Here is a 15,265-nt window from a genome sequence, read left to right on the forward strand (position 1 = left end):
GGGCAATACAGCGCTAAGCTGGTATTCATGTTCCTGCTCGGATTGCTGATGGTGTGTGGCAAGCCCCTCATAGAGCACCTCTTTTTTGTTGAGCGTGAAAAAGTGCGCTCACAGTATCGATATCGAAATAAAAGGTAAAAAAACATGCATAAACTCAATTGCAGCGTAGGGGACTTAGCGATTACAGTCAATTGCGCTTTCCCTCAGAACCTCGGTAATATCGTACGAATCATTTCTGCCGTTGGCTTTGATGAATGGCAAGGATTTAGCGAGCCGCTCTTTACCTGGAATGTGCAGGTTGCCACAGAAGGTGGGCAGCTCTTTTATCAAATGGAAGATGGCATTGAAGGTTTTTCTGAAGGCCCAGTTCCAGATCGCTATTTACGACGCCTAACGCCTCCGCAAAACTATCTGATGGATGAGTTAATCGATTCAGAGCAATTGCAAATGGATTTACTGCTCACTGAACCTGCAGATCAAGCCATGCAAGAGGAGTTAACTCATGATGAATAAAGTGCCAAGGCTCAATTGCGAAGTGGGCTCTCTAGCGATTACGGTCAATGCTAAATTTAGTGGCAATATTGGCAAGGTCGTGCGCGTGATTGATTCCTTAGGCTTGCAGCCTTGGCCTGAGATGGATGGCCTCGTGCATGTTTGGCGGGTTGAAGTAGCGGCAGAGGGCAGTCTCTTGCACTACTTCTATCCCAATAAACACCAGCTTGATGTTCAAAGTATCGGTCCTATCCCAGATTGCTTTTTAAGACGCCTAGTTCCAGAGAACAATCAAATGCGCTTGGAGTTTGGGGATAGCCAAACACGTGAAGCGATTGAGCCCAGCACCTTATGAATACAAAAGTATTTAGTAAAAATTACCTCATACGGGTTTTAGATATGTATGACTATGGCAGTCCCTCGTATGACCATAGCGATTTTTATACGTACGAAGAAGCGCTTTATGTTGCCAAGCAAATTATTCTGAGCTCCTTTAGCAAGCAAGGACAAGCGGGCTATGATGACTGGATGATGTTTGGACAAGATGCTTATGTTGTTGCTATTAATGGCGCGCCAGAGGTGCCTAAGTTCAAATCCCAAGAATTTGTTAAACGCACTTGTGGTTTATTGGAGTAAATATGCCTACCTGGAATAAAGCCCATATTAAATATCAGTACTCGCCAATAAGCGATAGCAATCATCGCTCGATTGATTCGATGACGCTAAATGTGTACGGCAAGTCCGAGAGCGCCGCATTGCAGCAGCTTCGTAAGACACATCCGTCCAGAACAGACTTTGTCATTTTGGAGCTTGAGTGGGATGAGTGACAAGATTAGTGAAAAAACGTTCAATAGCCTTTGATGCCTATCCAGTAAAAGTTCAGCATACAAAATAAAGCATTAAAGAATAAAAAAGGGCCAATCAATGGCCCTTAATTTCATTCGAGGTAATGCGGTAACGAGACTATTGAACCCCAGCGATTTTCTTCGCCTCAGCTAAAGTGGCCATAGATTCGGTATGTTGACCCGCTTTATGCTGCTCTTCACCCTTAGCTCGTAAGTCTTTTACTTTACTCATATCTTGAGCGCTTAATTTTGCTGTTGGCAAAGCGGCGTCAATTTTCTTCATTTCGCCAGGGCAACCGTGTGCCATAGCAAGAGTCGATAAACACATTAATGATGTAGCAAGCAACACTTGTTTCATTTTCATCTCCTAAGGAAGATCTCAACGATTTGAGATGAATAAAATATAGCAGAATTTCCTATTTATTAAAGCCCTTAGATTTAGAAGTTTATTTAATTGACGATGGCATTGAAGGCTTTGATGAAGGCCCAGTTCCAGATCGGTATTTACGACGCTTAACGCCTCCCCAAAACTAAACCAAGGATGAATAAATCGATCTAGAACAGTTCAGATGGATTTGCTGATGACCTAAGCTGCCTAGCTTCGTGCGAGCTACTAGAGCTGCCTCCCACTCTTAAATAGGCATTCAATAGCCCAATCCATCTAGCGTCCTTGCCTTAGCCGTTCATGATGACAAAGGCTAGCTTTTCTTTAATGAGTCTAAATACTCTACTGCTTTGACATCAGGCAGTTGCTTTAAAACCCAAGCTATCTCGTTTGAAATAGGATCCACCGTTTCCCAACGCAGGAGTAATAAGTGGAATAGGAAAGCCAATAGCGCAAAGCCTAGTAAATAGTTTTTCTTATGACCCATTTTTTTCATATTTGATCGAGTTCAGACAATCAAAAAGACTATGCTTTGGAAATTTCCCAACATTGGCTTTTTGTAAAGACTGGATGCAGTCTTGCAAGGAATACCGCAGTTTGATTGGATTCATATTTCTTTCCTTTTTAATATAAGTATTACGGTTAACTTTGAATGACAACGAGCTCTTGAGATTCAATGAGTTGTGCAAATCGGTCGGCATTGATAAATGCTAATTCGCCATTGGATTTAGTAATTTCAATAAAACCAGATTCGAGCACCTGAGCAAAATAGTCGTTAGCCACGATGGGCGTAAACTCCACCTCAAACCCATTGTTGGGGTATTTTTTGGCAATGATCCCGTGATGAACGCGTATATACATGATGGCAATGTCAACGTGATTGGCTAGCCTGGTTAATACCAGGCTAGCCATGTCCGATTAGGCAGCTTCTTTGACTTCCTCAATCACTAACTTAGAGTTGCCGCCAATCACAATCTTACGCGGCAGTTTTTCTTCCGGAATGACATTCTCTAGCTTGATAATGAGTAAGCCATGCTCGACATCAGCAGAGCGCACGATCACGGTTTCAGCCAAAGTAAAGTCGTGGCTAAAGTCCCGGTTGGCAATACCTTTATGTAGGTATTCGCCGGTCTGCTCCGTTTTGACCTTCCCGGTAACGGTCAGTTTGTTACCTTCAGCGGTAATATCAATTTCATCATTTTTAAAGCCGGCTACAGCAATTTCAATTGCATAGTCACGCTCATTGTTTTTAATGATGTTGTAGGGAGGATAGCTTTGAGCCTTATTTAGACTCTCGCCAGAACTCATTTCCTCCATGGCATTAATTAGGCGATCAAAACCAACAGAGCTGAGTAATACATTTCTACCAAATGGATAAGACATCGTTTTCTCCTTAAATTTAAGCAAGTTCACAATTTCCCAGACCCCTAAGGCGCCTAGGTAATTTTTATTTAAGGGCAGCAATTTTGAATTTCAAGGGGGTTGAAATTCATTTTTTTGACAATATGTATAGCTTGAAAATAAACAAATTTCCCCAATAGATTTGGGGTTATTTACGTTTCATAATTTTTTGATAATTTATCCACAAAACCATAAATTGGAGAATAAGTAATGCTCGAAGTTGATCATTTAGAGCTCCAGGAAAATACACAGGAGCCAATTACCAGACCAAAGCTCAAACGCTTGATCTTTGAATATCTGCATCAAAGAAGTCGGAGAGATTTAGTAGAAGAATCCTTCATTGGACATGATGAGGGCCGTGAAGGCTATGCAAATGATTAAGCGCGCTATGGCTATCAGCTGTTTGATGGCTCTTGCAGCATGCAACACGGTTGCAGGTGTGGGCAAAGATATTTCCACTAGTGCTGATTGGGCCAAACAAAAGATTTCCGGCCCCAGCAAATCGAATGAGGATCAAAACAGCGCAACCTCACAAAGTAGTGCATCACCCTCAGGCAAAGATTCAGTAGAGGTTGGCGCTCCGATGAAGTAGGTGCTTTTTCCTGTCATAAAAATTTCATAAATCCAATTTAGCATGCTGCAATGCAACATTAGTTTTTATTTTTATCAATACAAACCTTAGGGAGAATTACCATGAATCAAACTGAAAAATTGGTCGCAACACAAGCAAAAGCCATTGAATCAGCACATGAACTAGCACAATTGGCAATTGAAAATGCCATGGCAATGACTGAGATCCACTTTGATGTAACAAAAGAAGTAGTGGCAACTGCCCACACCAAAGCAGCTCATATGCTTGCCATTAAAGATCCTAAAGAAGCTCTAGACATCTTCAAAACTGATGAAGCTCAAGAAGTGATCTCTGAGGTATCAGCTATTCAGAGTAAGGTAGCTAAAGTCATTAGCAAGAGCAATAAAGAAGTGGTCAAGATGATTGAATTATCGATTGATGATTCTAAATCTGAGCTCAGAAAATTGGCTAAAGAAATTACTGGTTCAGCTCCTGCTGGTTCAGGACCAGTGATTTCCATGTTTGAGTACACGCTAGATGCCAGCTTGCAGAGCTTTGATCAGGCATACAATGCATCAAAAGATGTTTATGTAAATTTCGAGAAAACTATTGAAAGTACATTTAACTCATTTCACGATCAATATGCACCTACTAAAAAGGCGGCATCTAAAAAGACTAGAGCTATTGCTGCTTAAATTGTTCTCAGAATTATGTATCCTAGGCCTTGGTCAATTCCGCCCCGGGTCACCAAGAAATACGAAAACCACCTTCGGGTGGTTTTTCTTTGTGTGTCTGCTTTGGATCTTGATTTCAACCCGTCGATGCAACAGTTAGGGCAAAACGTTCTGCCGGTGTTTGATAGTTTAGTGTTTTTCTAGGACGTTCATTCAGTTTCCTAGCTATGGCATTAAGCTTAGCCTGTGAGTAATTGGCCAGGCTCATTCCTTTTGGGAAGTACTGTCTTAATAAACCATTGGTATTTTCATTAGACCCTCGTTGCCAAGGATGCTGCGGATCGCAAAAATATACTTGCACATCGGTAGCTAGAGTAAAGCGTTTGTGCTGAGCCATCTCTATACCTCGATCCCAAGTTAAGGATTTATACAGCTCTTGCGGTAACTTGCGGGCATGCTTGATAAGTGCATTAACCACTGTCTCGCTATCTTTGCGAGCTACCTTCACCAACATCACATACCGGGTTTGTCGTTCCACCAAAGTGGCAATCTGGCTATTGGCATCTCCATACAAAAGATCGCCTTCCCAATGGCCGGGAACAGCTCTATCTTCTGCCTCGGCTGGCCGCTCTCTGATCGAGACTGCATCCTTAATTTTTCCAAGGCCGATATCTTTGAGGGTGTGATGGCGTGAACGGCGCATGATGCGGGTACGTCGTAAATGCTGGGTGAGCTCTTTCTTTAAGGCTCCACGGGCTTGGATGAAGAGGCTAAGGTAGATCGTTTCGTGTGACACCTGATAGTCCTCCTGATCTGGATAAGTCTCTTTTAGCCATCCGGCAATCTGTTGTGGTGACCAGTAGTGCTGCAGTTTATCTGCCACCAGATGCGCTAAGGCTTTATTCAAGACTAGTTTACAAGTCTGCGGGCGATGTGCCCGATCCCAAGCAGCCTGATCTGATGGATTGGCTCGATAACTCTCTGGATCACCATTACGACCAATCTCACGACTAATCGTGGAAGGTGCTCTACCTAACTCAGTGGCAATCGATCTCATAGATTGACCGCTTGCTAGGCCGCGTGAGATGGCTTCACGTTCAGCTAAGGTCAACGCTAGTTTGGATCGAGTTCGGGGTGGCGGTCTAATGCCGCCAGTTTGCACAAAGATGCCTTGTATGGACGAATGATTACGATCAAATAACTGGGCAATCTGCTGGAGAGAATCTCCCTTTTTCCAGCGCTCCCACATTAAGTCCTTCTGGGTAGCTGTGTAATAGATTCGAGGTCGTTGTTTCATGAGCAACACTCCTTGCGCTTACGCAGTTTGTAGTGTGTTGCATCGACGGGTTGAAATCAAGATCCTAAGCCGCCACCCAACCGTCATTTAAAAGGACGCTCACAAATGTCGGTAAACCCGACAAAACCTCATTGCACAGTTTATTACACAGTCCGGATTTATGCGTCTAAGTCACTGAATTTATTAGACTTTTGAACAGCCACGAATTCTTCTAAGGCGTAGGTCGCACGTTCGAATCGTGCTGGGCAGGCCAAATTCTCATAAATTAATGATTCAAGGCCTCTCAAACAGGTATGCGACTATAAGGCTACTGTCTATTAAGGGTGCTCGGTGTTTTATGTCTATCATCAATAGATGAAAACTTTGATATTGCGTCTGCTATGGGTTTTGATTGGATCTTCTGTGGCAATTATTTTGGCTTTGTGGATTACACAAGCTAATTCGCCGCTGCTACTGGCCTCCTTGGGGGGAACAACACTCTTTTTGTTTGCTCTTACTACAGCACCTGCAGCACAGCCAAGAGCGGTGTTTGGAGCGCATCTGATTAGTAGCTTGGTGGGTATATTGGCTTATCAGTTATTTGGAGATGCTTTTTGGGTTTACATCATTGCTCTAGTAGTCACAATAGGGCTCTTGCTAATGATGAGATGTGTTCATCCTCCCGCTGGAGCTAACCCATTAATTATGATCCAAGCCCATGCAAGCTTTATTCATCTTGGGATAACTGTAATGGTAGGCGTCAGCGTTATTTTTGCAGTTGCTTTTATATGGAGTCGACTTGGCTTTGGAGTAAGAAAATATCCAATATCCTGGACTCAGCCTTCACCACCATCTCTCAACTGGAGTATTTGGGAGCATTGACTTTAGTATTCAATTGATCAGCAGTTAGAAACCAAAACTACTCAGAGCTGGATGATCATCTGGCCTTCTGCCAAGCGGCCAGAAAAATTTTCTTTCGGTTTCTTTAATTGGTAAATCATTGATGCTGGCAAAGCGGCGCATCATAAAACCATTTTCATTGAATTCCCAATTTTCATTTCCAAAGCTTCTCGTCCAATTGCCTGAGTCATCATGACATTCATAAGCGAACCTTACAGCAATTCTATTGTCAGTAAAGGCCCAAAGTTCTTTGATTAAACGGTAATCTAACTCTTTAGCCCATTTGCGTCGTAGAAATTCTTTTACTTGCTCCCGGCCATTTGGAAATTCAGCGCGATTCCGCCAAATGGTATCTTCGGTGTAAACCAGAGATACTTTTTCAGGATCACGAGTATTCCATGCATCTTCAGCCATTCTAATTTTTTGAATAGCTGTCTCCCTCTTGAAGGGAGGTAGCGGTAATTTTTGCTCCATTTTTATCTCCATAGCATTTGGGTTTTAAATAAGAATATATGATGTATCTCATATGACATTAACAGTTAGGCTTTTTGCTCATGTTACGTAAGCTTCTTCATAAAATGATCTCTTTTTTAGATCGGCTGGCTCCTGGGCAATCAAGCGTGCCCTTGAGAAAAGCGTTGTCTATTTCAATTGGTGTTGGACTCACTTTATTTGTAATCGTTTTTCTCAATCAGGCCTATGGCACTTTGAGCTCTGACGAGTCCATGGTGGTGGCTGTCTTTGGAGTAAGTGCATTACTCATTTTTCTATATCCAAAAAGTAAGCTCTACGCACCATTGACGATTTTGGAGGCTAATTTGTTTGCCTCTTGTATCGCATTTGTTTGTGTCTATTTATTTTCTGCGCCGCTCTTAGGCTTAACTATTGCAATACTTAGCACCATTTTGGGGCTTTATCTTTTAGGCCGTATACATCCTCCAGCGCTGTTTCTTGCCTTGGTAATTGTGATGGCTAGGGTCAATAACGTTGATTTTCTCTTTTATCCAGTTCTGGTTGATTCTTCGATATTAGCATTAGCAAGCTATTTAAATCATAGCTTTCTTAGAGCCTAGTCAAAATCTTTAAACATTCACCCCTAGGCTCGCCTTAGAGATTTGCTCAAATAGCTATTCACTGTTTTGGTGCAAAAGAGTTTCCTTGCACCTCTATTGGTGCATTTCACCATGACGAGCTCATGAAGGCTTCTTCAAAATGGGGCATACATTTTTTTATTGAAGTAAACAACGCCTAGGAGATTTCAATGAACTCATATCGCCCCTTTGATCCTGATAGACCCTTATTTAGCAGTCGCTGTAGCTGCGGACGGCATGCATCTGATGCTGAACATGCGCTTGATTTATCTGCAAAGATTGATGAAGAGCAAATGAGTGCAGATTTTGTTGAAGCGAGTCTTGTTAAGGCTTTGTTTCCTCAAGAAAGTCGTCGTCGTGCATTCTTAAAGGCAGTAGGTACTGGTGGTGCAATGAGTGCGCTGTCTGGTTTCCTTCCAGTTGGCGCTTTACAAGCTATGGCCCAAGATAAAGCCCCTCTTGAAAAACCAGATTTAAAGATTGGCTTTATTGCGATTACATGCGCAACGCCACTGATCATGGCTGATCCTTTAGGTTTTTATAAGAAGCAGGGTCTTAACGTTACTCTGAATAAGACAGCTGGCTGGGCTTTGATCCGAGATAAGATGCTCAATAAAGAACATGATGCGTCTCATTTTTTATCACCAATGCCAATTTCGATGTCGATGGGATTGGGATCAGATCCATCGCAAATGCGCGTTGCAACGATTCAAAATGTGAATGGTCAGGCAATTACTTTAGCAAATAAGCACAAAGACAATCGTGATCCAAAAAAATGGAAGGGTATGAAATTTGCCGTTCCATTCGAGTACTCTATGCATAATTTCTTGCTACGCTATTACGTAGCACAGGCAGGCTTGGATCCAGATAAGGACATTCAAATCCGAGTAACCCCGCCTCCAGAGATGGTCGCGAATTTACGCGCAGGAAATATTGACGGCTTCCTTGGGCCAGATCCATTTAACCAGCGTGCCGTGTATGACGAGGTTGGATTCATTCATATCCTCACTAAAGAAATTTGGGATGGCCATCCATGCTGCGCTTTTGGAACCTCCGAAGAGTTTATTAAGAAAAATCCGAATACCTTTGCAGCCCTTTACCGTGCGGTATTAAATGCCTCAACCATGGCGCGTAATCCTGAAAATAGGCCGTTGATTGCCAAGGTGATTTCTCCTACAAATTATTTAAATCAACCTGAAACAGTAGTGATGCAAGTATTGACTGGTAAATTTGCTGACGGACTTGGAAATATTCAAAACGTACCAGATCGAATTGATTTCAATCCAATCCCTTGGTACTCCATGGCAACCTGGATGCTGACCCAAATGCAACGCTGGGGCTATGTAAAAGGGGATATCAATTACAAGGATATTTCAGAGAGAGTATTCCTCCTTACTGATGCCAAGAAGTATATGGGCGAGACAGGTATTGCCGTTCCTCCATTAGCCAAAGCAGGTTACAAAAAAGACAAGATCATGGGTAAAGAATTTGACCCAAGTCAGCCCGCTGCTTATCTGAAATCCTTTTCTACCAATAAGGCCTAGATCAGAAGGTAATCAATGAATAAGTTATCTGTTAAGACTCGAGGAATGATCCTGTCAGTTGTTATTTTGTTAATGGCCTTATGTCTTTGGCATATTGTGACTGCTCCCAAAGTCGTTTCGACCCCTGTAGCACTAACGGGCTCGAGTGAGTACCAGACACTCATGGGTCAGGGAGCGGGAACTACTGTTGAAAAGTCAGGCTTTCCAACTCTCGCAAAAATGGGGGAAACCTTTTATCAGCAACTGTCACATCCTTTTTATGACAATGGCCCAAATGATAAAGGTATAGGTATTCAGTTGGCCTATTCTTTGGGACGTGTGGGCCTTGGTTTTTTGTTGGCAATGTTAGTCGCTATTCCTTTTGGTTTTTTAATAGGAATGTCTCCTTTGGCGTATGAAGCATTTAATCCCTTTATACAAATCCTAAAGCCGATATCCCCTTTGGCCTGGATGCCAATAGCGCTGTATACGATTAAGGATTCTTCCATCTCCGGGATCTTTGTAATCTTTATTTGTTCTGTATGGCCAATGTTACTCAACACCGCTTTTGGAGTTGCTAATGTTCGTAAAGAATTATTGAATGTTACAAAAACCTTGGAAGTTTCACCAATGCGGAAAGCTTTTCTTGTCATTCTGCCAGCAGCAGCGCCTACTATTTTGACTGGTATGCGTATCTCCATGGGAATTGCTTGGTTAGTGATTGTGGCTGCAGAAATGTTAGTAGGGGGTACTGGCATAGGCTACTTCCTATGGAATGAATGGAATAACTTATCTTTATCTAGCGTTATTTTTGCAATCATCATGATTGGATTGGTTGGCATGTTGCTCGACATTGCTTTTGCAAAATTACAGAAGGTGGTTTCCTATGCAGACTGAAAATTCATTTTTAAAGGTCGAGGGCTTAAGTAAGTCATTTAAGGTAGGCTCACCACCAGTATTTGAGGGCATTAATTTTGAAATTGAGCGTGGCGAGTTTGTTTGCATCATTGGGCACTCAGGATGCGGTAAGACAACGATTCTAAATGTTCTTGCTGGTCTTGAGGACGCTACAGATGGCTATGCCTACATGCTCAATCGAGAAATTAAGGGTCCTAGCTTGGATCGTGGTGTTGTTTTCCAAGGTCATGCATTAATGCCATGGATGACAGTGCTACAAAATGTTGCTTTCGCTGTCAAGTCAAAGTATCCAGATTGGTCTAAGGCAAAAATTACCGAGCACTCTAAAAAATATCTAGAGATGGTAGGTTTGGTTAATGCTGAAAATAAGAAGCCTTCAGAGTTATCTGGTGGTATGAAGCAAAGAGTTGGTATTGCAAGAGCTTTTGCGATTGAGCCAAAAATGCTTTTATTAGATGAGCCATTTGGCGCATTGGATGCTCTCACGCGTGGAGTGATTCAGGATGAGCTACTCAAAATTTGTAGTGAGACCAAACAAACTGTCTTCATGATTACGCATGACGTGGATGAAGCAATTTTGCTCTCTGACAAGATTATGTTAATGAGCAACGGACCGAATGCTCGGATTGCAGAAATTGTCATCAACACCTTACCTAAAAACCGCAAGAGGGCAAATTTGCATCATGACCCAATGTATTACCCGATGCGAAATCATTTGGTTGATTTTTTAGTGAATCGCTCAAAAGATTTACAGGTCAAAGGTTCAACTGGAGGGCTAGATGGTTACCAACCCGTATTGGTATGTCCTGGTTTACACACCCCGATTACTCAATAAATTTAATATCAAGGAGAAAATAAATGATGGATCGTTCTGTAGTTACTCAAAAGATCATAGAAGCAAAAGTGCGCAAGGGGATGAAGTGGAGTGATATTGCTAAAGCGATTGGCGAATCAAAGGAGTGGGTTACTGCTGGATGCTTAGGTCAAATGACTTTTACTAAAGCCCAGGCTGAAGCTGCTGGCAAGTTATTCGAATTAACCGATGAAGAAATGGCATGGTTGCAGATCGTTCCTTATAAAGGATCATTACCTACAGCCGTTCCAACGGACCCCTTGATCTATCGTTGGTATGAAATTGTGAGCGTATATGGCACCACTATCAAAGAGCTTATTCATGAGGAGTTTGGTGATGGCATCATGAGTGCAATTGATTTCTCAATGGATATTCAGCGTGAGCCAGATCCTAAAGGGGATCGAGTGCAGGTAGTGCTGTCAGGAAAGTATCTTTCATACAAAACTTACTAAAAGTTGAAACGTCCCCAAAAACCACCTTCGGGTGGTTTTTTTAAGCTTTACTTAAAGTAACGCCTACTCCCATACATAAAAGTATTTCGTAACAGCGTAGTGAACTGAAACCAAGGTATTGCACAGTTTATTACACAGTCCGGATTTATGCGTCTAAGTCATTGAAATTATTAGACTTTTGAACAGCCACGAATTCTTCTAAGGCGTAGGTCGCACGTTCGAATCGTGCTGGGCAGGCCAAAAACCTCTTCAAATTCAAAAGCTTCAAAAATTTGATGTAGCTTAAGTAGCGATGGGGCTGAGCCTTATTTCACTGACATTAACTTTGTGTACTCTCTCATTATGGATGCGAGCACTTGCATATTGTGAGTACTATTTTTTAAATTCTTAGTTTTTATTAACTCTGCTTTTGGTGAATTAATTCGAAAATTAGGCGCTTTATTAATAACATCGCACAAATAATTAATAATTCCTACAAGGATAGATGGTTGCGTGTCCAGTAAAAAATCAAAACCTTGACTCGGAAGAAATAACACCTCACCGGCTGTAATTGCCTTCACAGAAGCTGATCTTGGTTGCCCATCAATTAATCCATATTCCCCAACATATTGACCTTTTCCGATTTTAGCCAAGGATTTGGCTTTCCCCCCCTTTATTCCGCTTAAGACATAAATTTCGAAATTCCCAGACAAGATAATGTACAAACCATCGGGGGGATCGAGTTCGCTAAAAATATTGCTATCTTTTTCAACGTTACGAACCTGGGTAATCGATAAGATTGCAGTCAGGTCATACTGCGGAAGTTTGCTAAAGAAAGGGATTCTAGAAACTGTACTAATGTCAACTTGTGGCATAAGCTGGTAATTGTTGAAGGTGCAAATTGCTAATATTAATACAAAATTTTAGATGTTATTACACTATTGCGACAAAATCTTTTATGCATTAAAAAGGTGCACTGAAGTCATTATTGTCAAATTAATGACCCATAGATATGGTAAAAGAATTATGCCTTTTCTTGAAAAAGTGAATATTTATGACTCTAGACTCTGATCTGCAAAAGTGCTTTGTTTCTCTCAGTGCCGCATGCGATGCCTTAAACGCAAAATGTAGTTCTCATGAGCTAGAAGGCATATCCAAGTTAATAATCCAATCTATGACTGGGCCCTGGAGATCTTTTCATACTCCCGATCATATTTTTTTGGTGGGCCAGGGCGGCGATCCTATTGAGGTGATTTCAGCTCTTTTTCATGACATGGTTTACGTTCAGGTTGATCAGGGAGTCAACGTGAATATTGCTAGATTTATTGCCCCTTTCATTCATGAAGTTAATAATCAGCTAATTATTGTTGGGGATCCAGAGTTACTAGAAGACCCCATCTTTAAAATGACGTTGATGATCTTTGGATTTAAACAAGGCGACACCTTAATGCCTATGGCAGGACAAAATGAATTTTTAAGTGCATTACTTGCGGCAAAGGTATTTAATGAGACTCTCCCTTTACCAGTACTTGCCCAAATTATTTCCTGTATTGAGGCAACAATTCCCTTTAGAGGCCCTGATGCAGCCGGAGTCTCCTCTTCGGAAAAATTATTTTTAAGGTTAAAAAATGTAAATGAAGTGTTTAACTTCTCATGGTCTGATGAATCAATTATCAGCATAGTGGAGCGCGGAGTTAAAGTAAGTAACCGAGATGTTGAAAATTTCTCCAGCGATCAATCCGCCCATTTTTTGGATAACACTTGGAATTTGATCCCTGAAACTAATCACGACTTAAAGCGTGTAAATACATACACTGTTAATGGTTATAGAGTTTCTCTTCAAAAAATGGATGGCTTCCTTAACTTTCTAAAGGCCGAGGTAGTTTTTAAACATTTCCACAGTGAGCCATCGGCAAGTAGATTTGATGAGCTAGTCGGGAAAACAAAACATAATCTAGAGGTAGCTAGACTATATCTGGGTATGAAGCTCACCTCAATAGCTATTCTGGAGTGTATTGCAGCTAGAGTTGGGAGAGATATATCGGTGGCGATGTTAATGGGTGAGCTACCTGTTGATGGTAAGCCCTCCTTTGGCTTAGAACAGCTACTACCACCCGTTGTTAATCCTATTACTTCTTCAAATCCACTTGAACAAGAAGTTTTATCCCTCCTAGAATTGGGGAGAAACTTTAGCTCAGACTATGACGTCAAAAATTCACCAATAGCTACTTTTATGGTCAAAAGCCTTGGGTTTTCTGAAATGAGGGATCTGCTTTTAAGGGCTAGAGAGTTTTTCAAAGGCGAGAAAACTTCAGAGCAGTTTCTTTCCTGTTGCCCCCATGAATTAGTTCATGCTATCACTGCTTCTATTGCGCATTTATTTGACACAAGAAAATCTTTGCTCCTGAAAACATAATCAATCATCCCCTTATATCTACTTACTTAATTAAGGAAATCTATCATGTCATCCAACCCAATTCATAAACTTGCAATTTCACCGGTACCTATTCAGGCTGATGAAAAGTGTGACACAGTTATAAGCCGCATTAGAGCGGATGAGTCTATGAAGTTGCTTGTAGTGATTGATGGAGGCAGTAAGCCTATTGGTGTTGTGGAGAGGATGGAGATATTAACTGCAGCTTCAAATCCATTGGCGTATGCTGTTTTCCAAAATCGCCCAATTACTTCACGAATGAACTCAAATTTTGTTTGTTTTGATATTGCAACTCCATTTGAAACATTAAGTAAGGAGTTGGGTAAAGATGGTGCAAATTTAGATCAGGGTGGCGTTGTCTTACTAGATGAGGGGATTTATTTTGGAGTACTCCTTAATTCAGAATTTTTGAAGTACATGATTGAAGTTGATGCAGAAAAAACAAAAGATTTAGCTCATGAAAAAGAGCTGTCTGATCGCTTAATGCTCAATATCTTGCCGCAATCCATTGCCGATCGTTTGAAGAATAATGAAAGTAATATTTCCGACACCTACCCAAGCGTTAGTATATTGTTCGCAGATATTGTTTCTTTTACCCAAATGTCGTCGAAGAAGTCAGCTGATGAGTTGATTAAGTTACTAAATGCATTATTTTCAAAGTTTGATAAACGCTCAACCAATCTTGGTGTTGAAAAGATTAAAACAATCGGTGATTGCTATATGGCTGTTGGGGGAGTCCCAATTCGCCGTCCTGATCACGCTCACGCTACTGTGGATCTCGCTTTAGGTATGCTTGAAGATCTAAAGGAATTCAATCAAGAGCACCATGTGGATTTTCAAATGCGATTTGGCATCAATACTGGCCCTGTCGTAGCTGGTGTAATTGGCCATAGTAAATTTTGCTACGATGTTTGGGGACACTCTGTTAATACAGCAAGTCGGATGGAGTCGACCTCATTGCCTAATCGAATCCAAATTTCACCATCCACTAAAGATGCCCTTGGTTCCGACTATATTTTGGAGGAAAGGGAGTTAGTTGAATGCAAGGGTCTTGGTCAAATAATGACACACTTTGTAAATGGGCGAAAATAAGTTCCTGACCAAATTTTATTGGCCTGTTAGGCTATTGCATCTGCGGGTGGTTTTATTTTTGTCGGTTTACATGACAAATTCCACATCAAACCTTTCGACCGCCTGCCAATGCCGCCCAAGATCCGATGGTTTCCACCCCGAACCAAGATTCGCGGTGCCTATGCCACACCAGATCTTGCCAGGCTTAAATCATTGTCTAACTGGTTGTTTTAGCTCATTTTTACAGCTTCTAAGGCGTAGGTCGCACGTTCGTGAACTGACCTGATTTTTAGTACCACCCTAGAAGAGAGGATTTTTGATAATCTTCACCTTAAAGGAGTGCTAAATATGGCAAAAGGTCAGCGTCTTAAACCCGAGCAAATCGTCACCTTATTGCGTC

At 41.6% G+C, this 15,265-nt stretch carries 22 protein-coding genes; 15 read left to right on the plus strand and 7 right to left on the minus strand.

Going from position 1 to position 15,265, the window contains the following annotated elements; genetic code table 11:
* Positions 1-144: 144 nt before the first annotated feature.
* Genes ICN22_RS05855 through ICN22_RS05870 form a run of 4 tightly spaced genes read left to right on the plus strand, consistent with a single transcriptional unit; the run spans position 145 to position 1,319 of the window.
* On the plus strand, positions 145-513 hold the full coding sequence (locus ICN22_RS05855) for a hypothetical protein (protein WP_216169305.1): 369 nt from the start codon (positions 145-147) through the stop codon (positions 511-513).
* Positions 503-847 carry a hypothetical protein gene (locus ICN22_RS05860; RefSeq protein WP_216169306.1) on the plus strand — a complete coding sequence of 115 codons (345 nt, stop codon included), beginning with the start codon at positions 503-505 and terminating at the stop codon, positions 845-847. Before ICN22_RS05855 ends, ICN22_RS05860 begins: the two co-directional genes overlap by 11 nt.
* The gene (locus ICN22_RS05865) at positions 844-1,128 is read left to right on the plus strand and encodes a hypothetical protein (RefSeq protein ID WP_216169307.1); all 285 of its coding nucleotides are present in this window, start codon (positions 844-846) and stop codon (positions 1,126-1,128) included. The genes ICN22_RS05860 and ICN22_RS05865 overlap by 4 nt, the downstream gene beginning before the upstream one ends.
* Before the next feature lie 2 nt (positions 1,129-1,130).
* A complete protein-coding gene (locus ICN22_RS05870) occupies positions 1,131-1,319 on the plus strand; it encodes a hypothetical protein (RefSeq protein WP_216169308.1) in 189 nt (62 codons plus the stop codon).
* 136 nt (positions 1,320-1,455) lie between these two features.
* On the opposite strand, the gene ICN22_RS05875 is transcribed toward ICN22_RS05870, so the two are convergent.
* From ICN22_RS05875 to ICN22_RS05890, 4 genes are all read right to left on the minus strand, one after another.
* On the minus strand, positions 1,456-1,695 hold the full coding sequence (locus ICN22_RS05875; RefSeq protein WP_216169309.1) for a PA2433 domain-containing protein: 240 nt from the start codon (positions 1,693-1,695) through the stop codon (positions 1,456-1,458).
* Positions 1,696-2,035: 340 nt separating this feature from the next.
* Positions 2,036-2,209, minus strand: coding sequence for a hypothetical protein (locus ICN22_RS05880; protein ID WP_216169310.1), 174 nt, complete (start codon positions 2,207-2,209; stop codon positions 2,036-2,038).
* A 155-nt stretch (positions 2,210-2,364) separates the two neighbouring features.
* Entirely contained in the window at positions 2,365-2,634 is a 270-nt protein-coding gene (locus ICN22_RS05885; protein WP_216169311.1) for a hypothetical protein, read from the minus strand.
* Between the two features lie 6 nt (positions 2,635-2,640).
* Entirely contained in the window at positions 2,641-3,105 is a 465-nt protein-coding gene (locus ICN22_RS05890; RefSeq protein ID WP_216169312.1) for an Hsp20 family protein, read from the minus strand.
* A 228-nt stretch (positions 3,106-3,333) separates the two neighbouring features.
* Here ICN22_RS05890 and ICN22_RS05895 point away from each other — a divergent pair, with 228 nt between their 5' ends.
* From ICN22_RS05895 to ICN22_RS05905, 3 genes are all read left to right on the plus strand, one after another.
* A complete protein-coding gene (locus tag ICN22_RS05895) occupies positions 3,334-3,504 on the plus strand; it encodes a hypothetical protein (RefSeq protein ID WP_216169313.1) in 171 nt (56 codons plus the stop codon).
* Positions 3,497-3,715: a hypothetical protein gene (locus tag ICN22_RS05900; protein WP_216169370.1), complete on the plus strand. Its 219-nt coding sequence runs from the start codon at positions 3,497-3,499 to the stop codon at positions 3,713-3,715. The genes ICN22_RS05895 and ICN22_RS05900 overlap by 8 nt, the downstream gene beginning before the upstream one ends.
* Before the next feature lie 101 nt (positions 3,716-3,816).
* The gene (locus tag ICN22_RS05905; RefSeq protein ID WP_216169314.1) at positions 3,817-4,389 is read left to right on the plus strand and encodes a phasin family protein; all 573 of its coding nucleotides are present in this window, start codon (positions 3,817-3,819) and stop codon (positions 4,387-4,389) included.
* A 115-nt stretch (positions 4,390-4,504) separates the two neighbouring features.
* Here ICN22_RS05905 and ICN22_RS05910 read toward each other — a convergent pair whose 3' ends face one another.
* Positions 4,505-5,665 carry an IS30 family transposase gene (locus ICN22_RS05910; RefSeq protein WP_216169315.1) on the minus strand — a complete coding sequence of 387 codons (1,161 nt, stop codon included), beginning with the start codon at positions 5,663-5,665 and terminating at the stop codon, positions 4,505-4,507.
* Between the two features lie 354 nt (positions 5,666-6,019).
* On the opposite strand from ICN22_RS05910, the gene ICN22_RS05915 reads away from it, so the two are divergent.
* Positions 6,020-6,526 (plus strand): HPP family protein, encoded by a 507-nt coding sequence (locus ICN22_RS05915; protein ID WP_216169316.1) that lies wholly within the window; start codon positions 6,020-6,022, stop codon positions 6,524-6,526.
* Positions 6,527-6,550: 24 nt separating this feature from the next.
* On the opposite strand, the gene ICN22_RS05920 is transcribed toward ICN22_RS05915, so the two are convergent.
* Positions 6,551-7,018: a nuclear transport factor 2 family protein gene (locus ICN22_RS05920; protein ID WP_439650979.1), complete on the minus strand. Its 468-nt coding sequence runs from the start codon at positions 7,016-7,018 to the stop codon at positions 6,551-6,553.
* 104 nt (positions 7,019-7,122) lie between these two features.
* On the opposite strand from ICN22_RS05920, the gene ICN22_RS05925 reads away from it, so the two are divergent.
* From ICN22_RS05925 to cynS, 5 genes are all read left to right on the plus strand, one after another.
* On the plus strand, positions 7,123-7,617 hold the full coding sequence (locus ICN22_RS05925; protein WP_439650982.1) for an HPP family protein: 495 nt from the start codon (positions 7,123-7,125) through the stop codon (positions 7,615-7,617).
* Positions 7,618-7,805: 188 nt separating this feature from the next.
* A complete protein-coding gene (locus ICN22_RS05930) occupies positions 7,806-9,179 on the plus strand; it encodes a CmpA/NrtA family ABC transporter substrate-binding protein (RefSeq protein WP_216169319.1) in 1,374 nt (457 codons plus the stop codon).
* Positions 9,180-9,194: 15 nt separating this feature from the next.
* Positions 9,195-10,055, plus strand: coding sequence for a nitrate ABC transporter permease (gene ntrB / locus ICN22_RS05935; RefSeq protein WP_216169320.1), 861 nt, complete (start codon positions 9,195-9,197; stop codon positions 10,053-10,055).
* Positions 10,045-10,911, plus strand: a complete 867-nt coding sequence (locus tag ICN22_RS05940; RefSeq protein WP_216169321.1) for an ABC transporter ATP-binding protein — start codon at positions 10,045-10,047, stop codon at positions 10,909-10,911. Before ntrB ends, ICN22_RS05940 begins: the two co-directional genes overlap by 11 nt.
* 26 nt (positions 10,912-10,937) lie before the next feature.
* On the plus strand, positions 10,938-11,381 hold the full coding sequence (gene cynS, locus ICN22_RS05945; protein ID WP_215305056.1) for a cyanase: 444 nt from the start codon (positions 10,938-10,940) through the stop codon (positions 11,379-11,381).
* 305 nt (positions 11,382-11,686) lie between these two features.
* Here the strand turns inward: cynS and ICN22_RS05950 are convergent, their stop codons facing one another.
* A complete protein-coding gene (locus tag ICN22_RS05950; protein WP_216169322.1) occupies positions 11,687-12,235 on the minus strand; it encodes a cyclic nucleotide-binding domain-containing protein in 549 nt (182 codons plus the stop codon).
* Between the two features lie 179 nt (positions 12,236-12,414).
* Between ICN22_RS05950 and ICN22_RS05955 the strand changes: the two genes are divergently transcribed.
* Complete coding sequence (locus ICN22_RS05955) at positions 12,415-13,776, plus strand: hypothetical protein (RefSeq protein ID WP_216169323.1); 1,362 nt, start codon at positions 12,415-12,417, stop codon at positions 13,774-13,776.
* 45 nt (positions 13,777-13,821) lie between these two features.
* Entirely contained in the window at positions 13,822-14,886 is a 1,065-nt protein-coding gene (locus ICN22_RS05960; protein WP_216169324.1) for an adenylate/guanylate cyclase domain-containing protein, read from the plus strand.
* Positions 14,887-15,265 lie beyond the last annotated feature (379 nt).

Origin of the sequence: Polynucleobacter bastaniensis (assembly GCF_018882205.1) — a bacterium.
Taxonomy (GTDB): domain Bacteria; phylum Pseudomonadota; class Gammaproteobacteria; order Burkholderiales; family Burkholderiaceae; genus Polynucleobacter; species Polynucleobacter bastaniensis.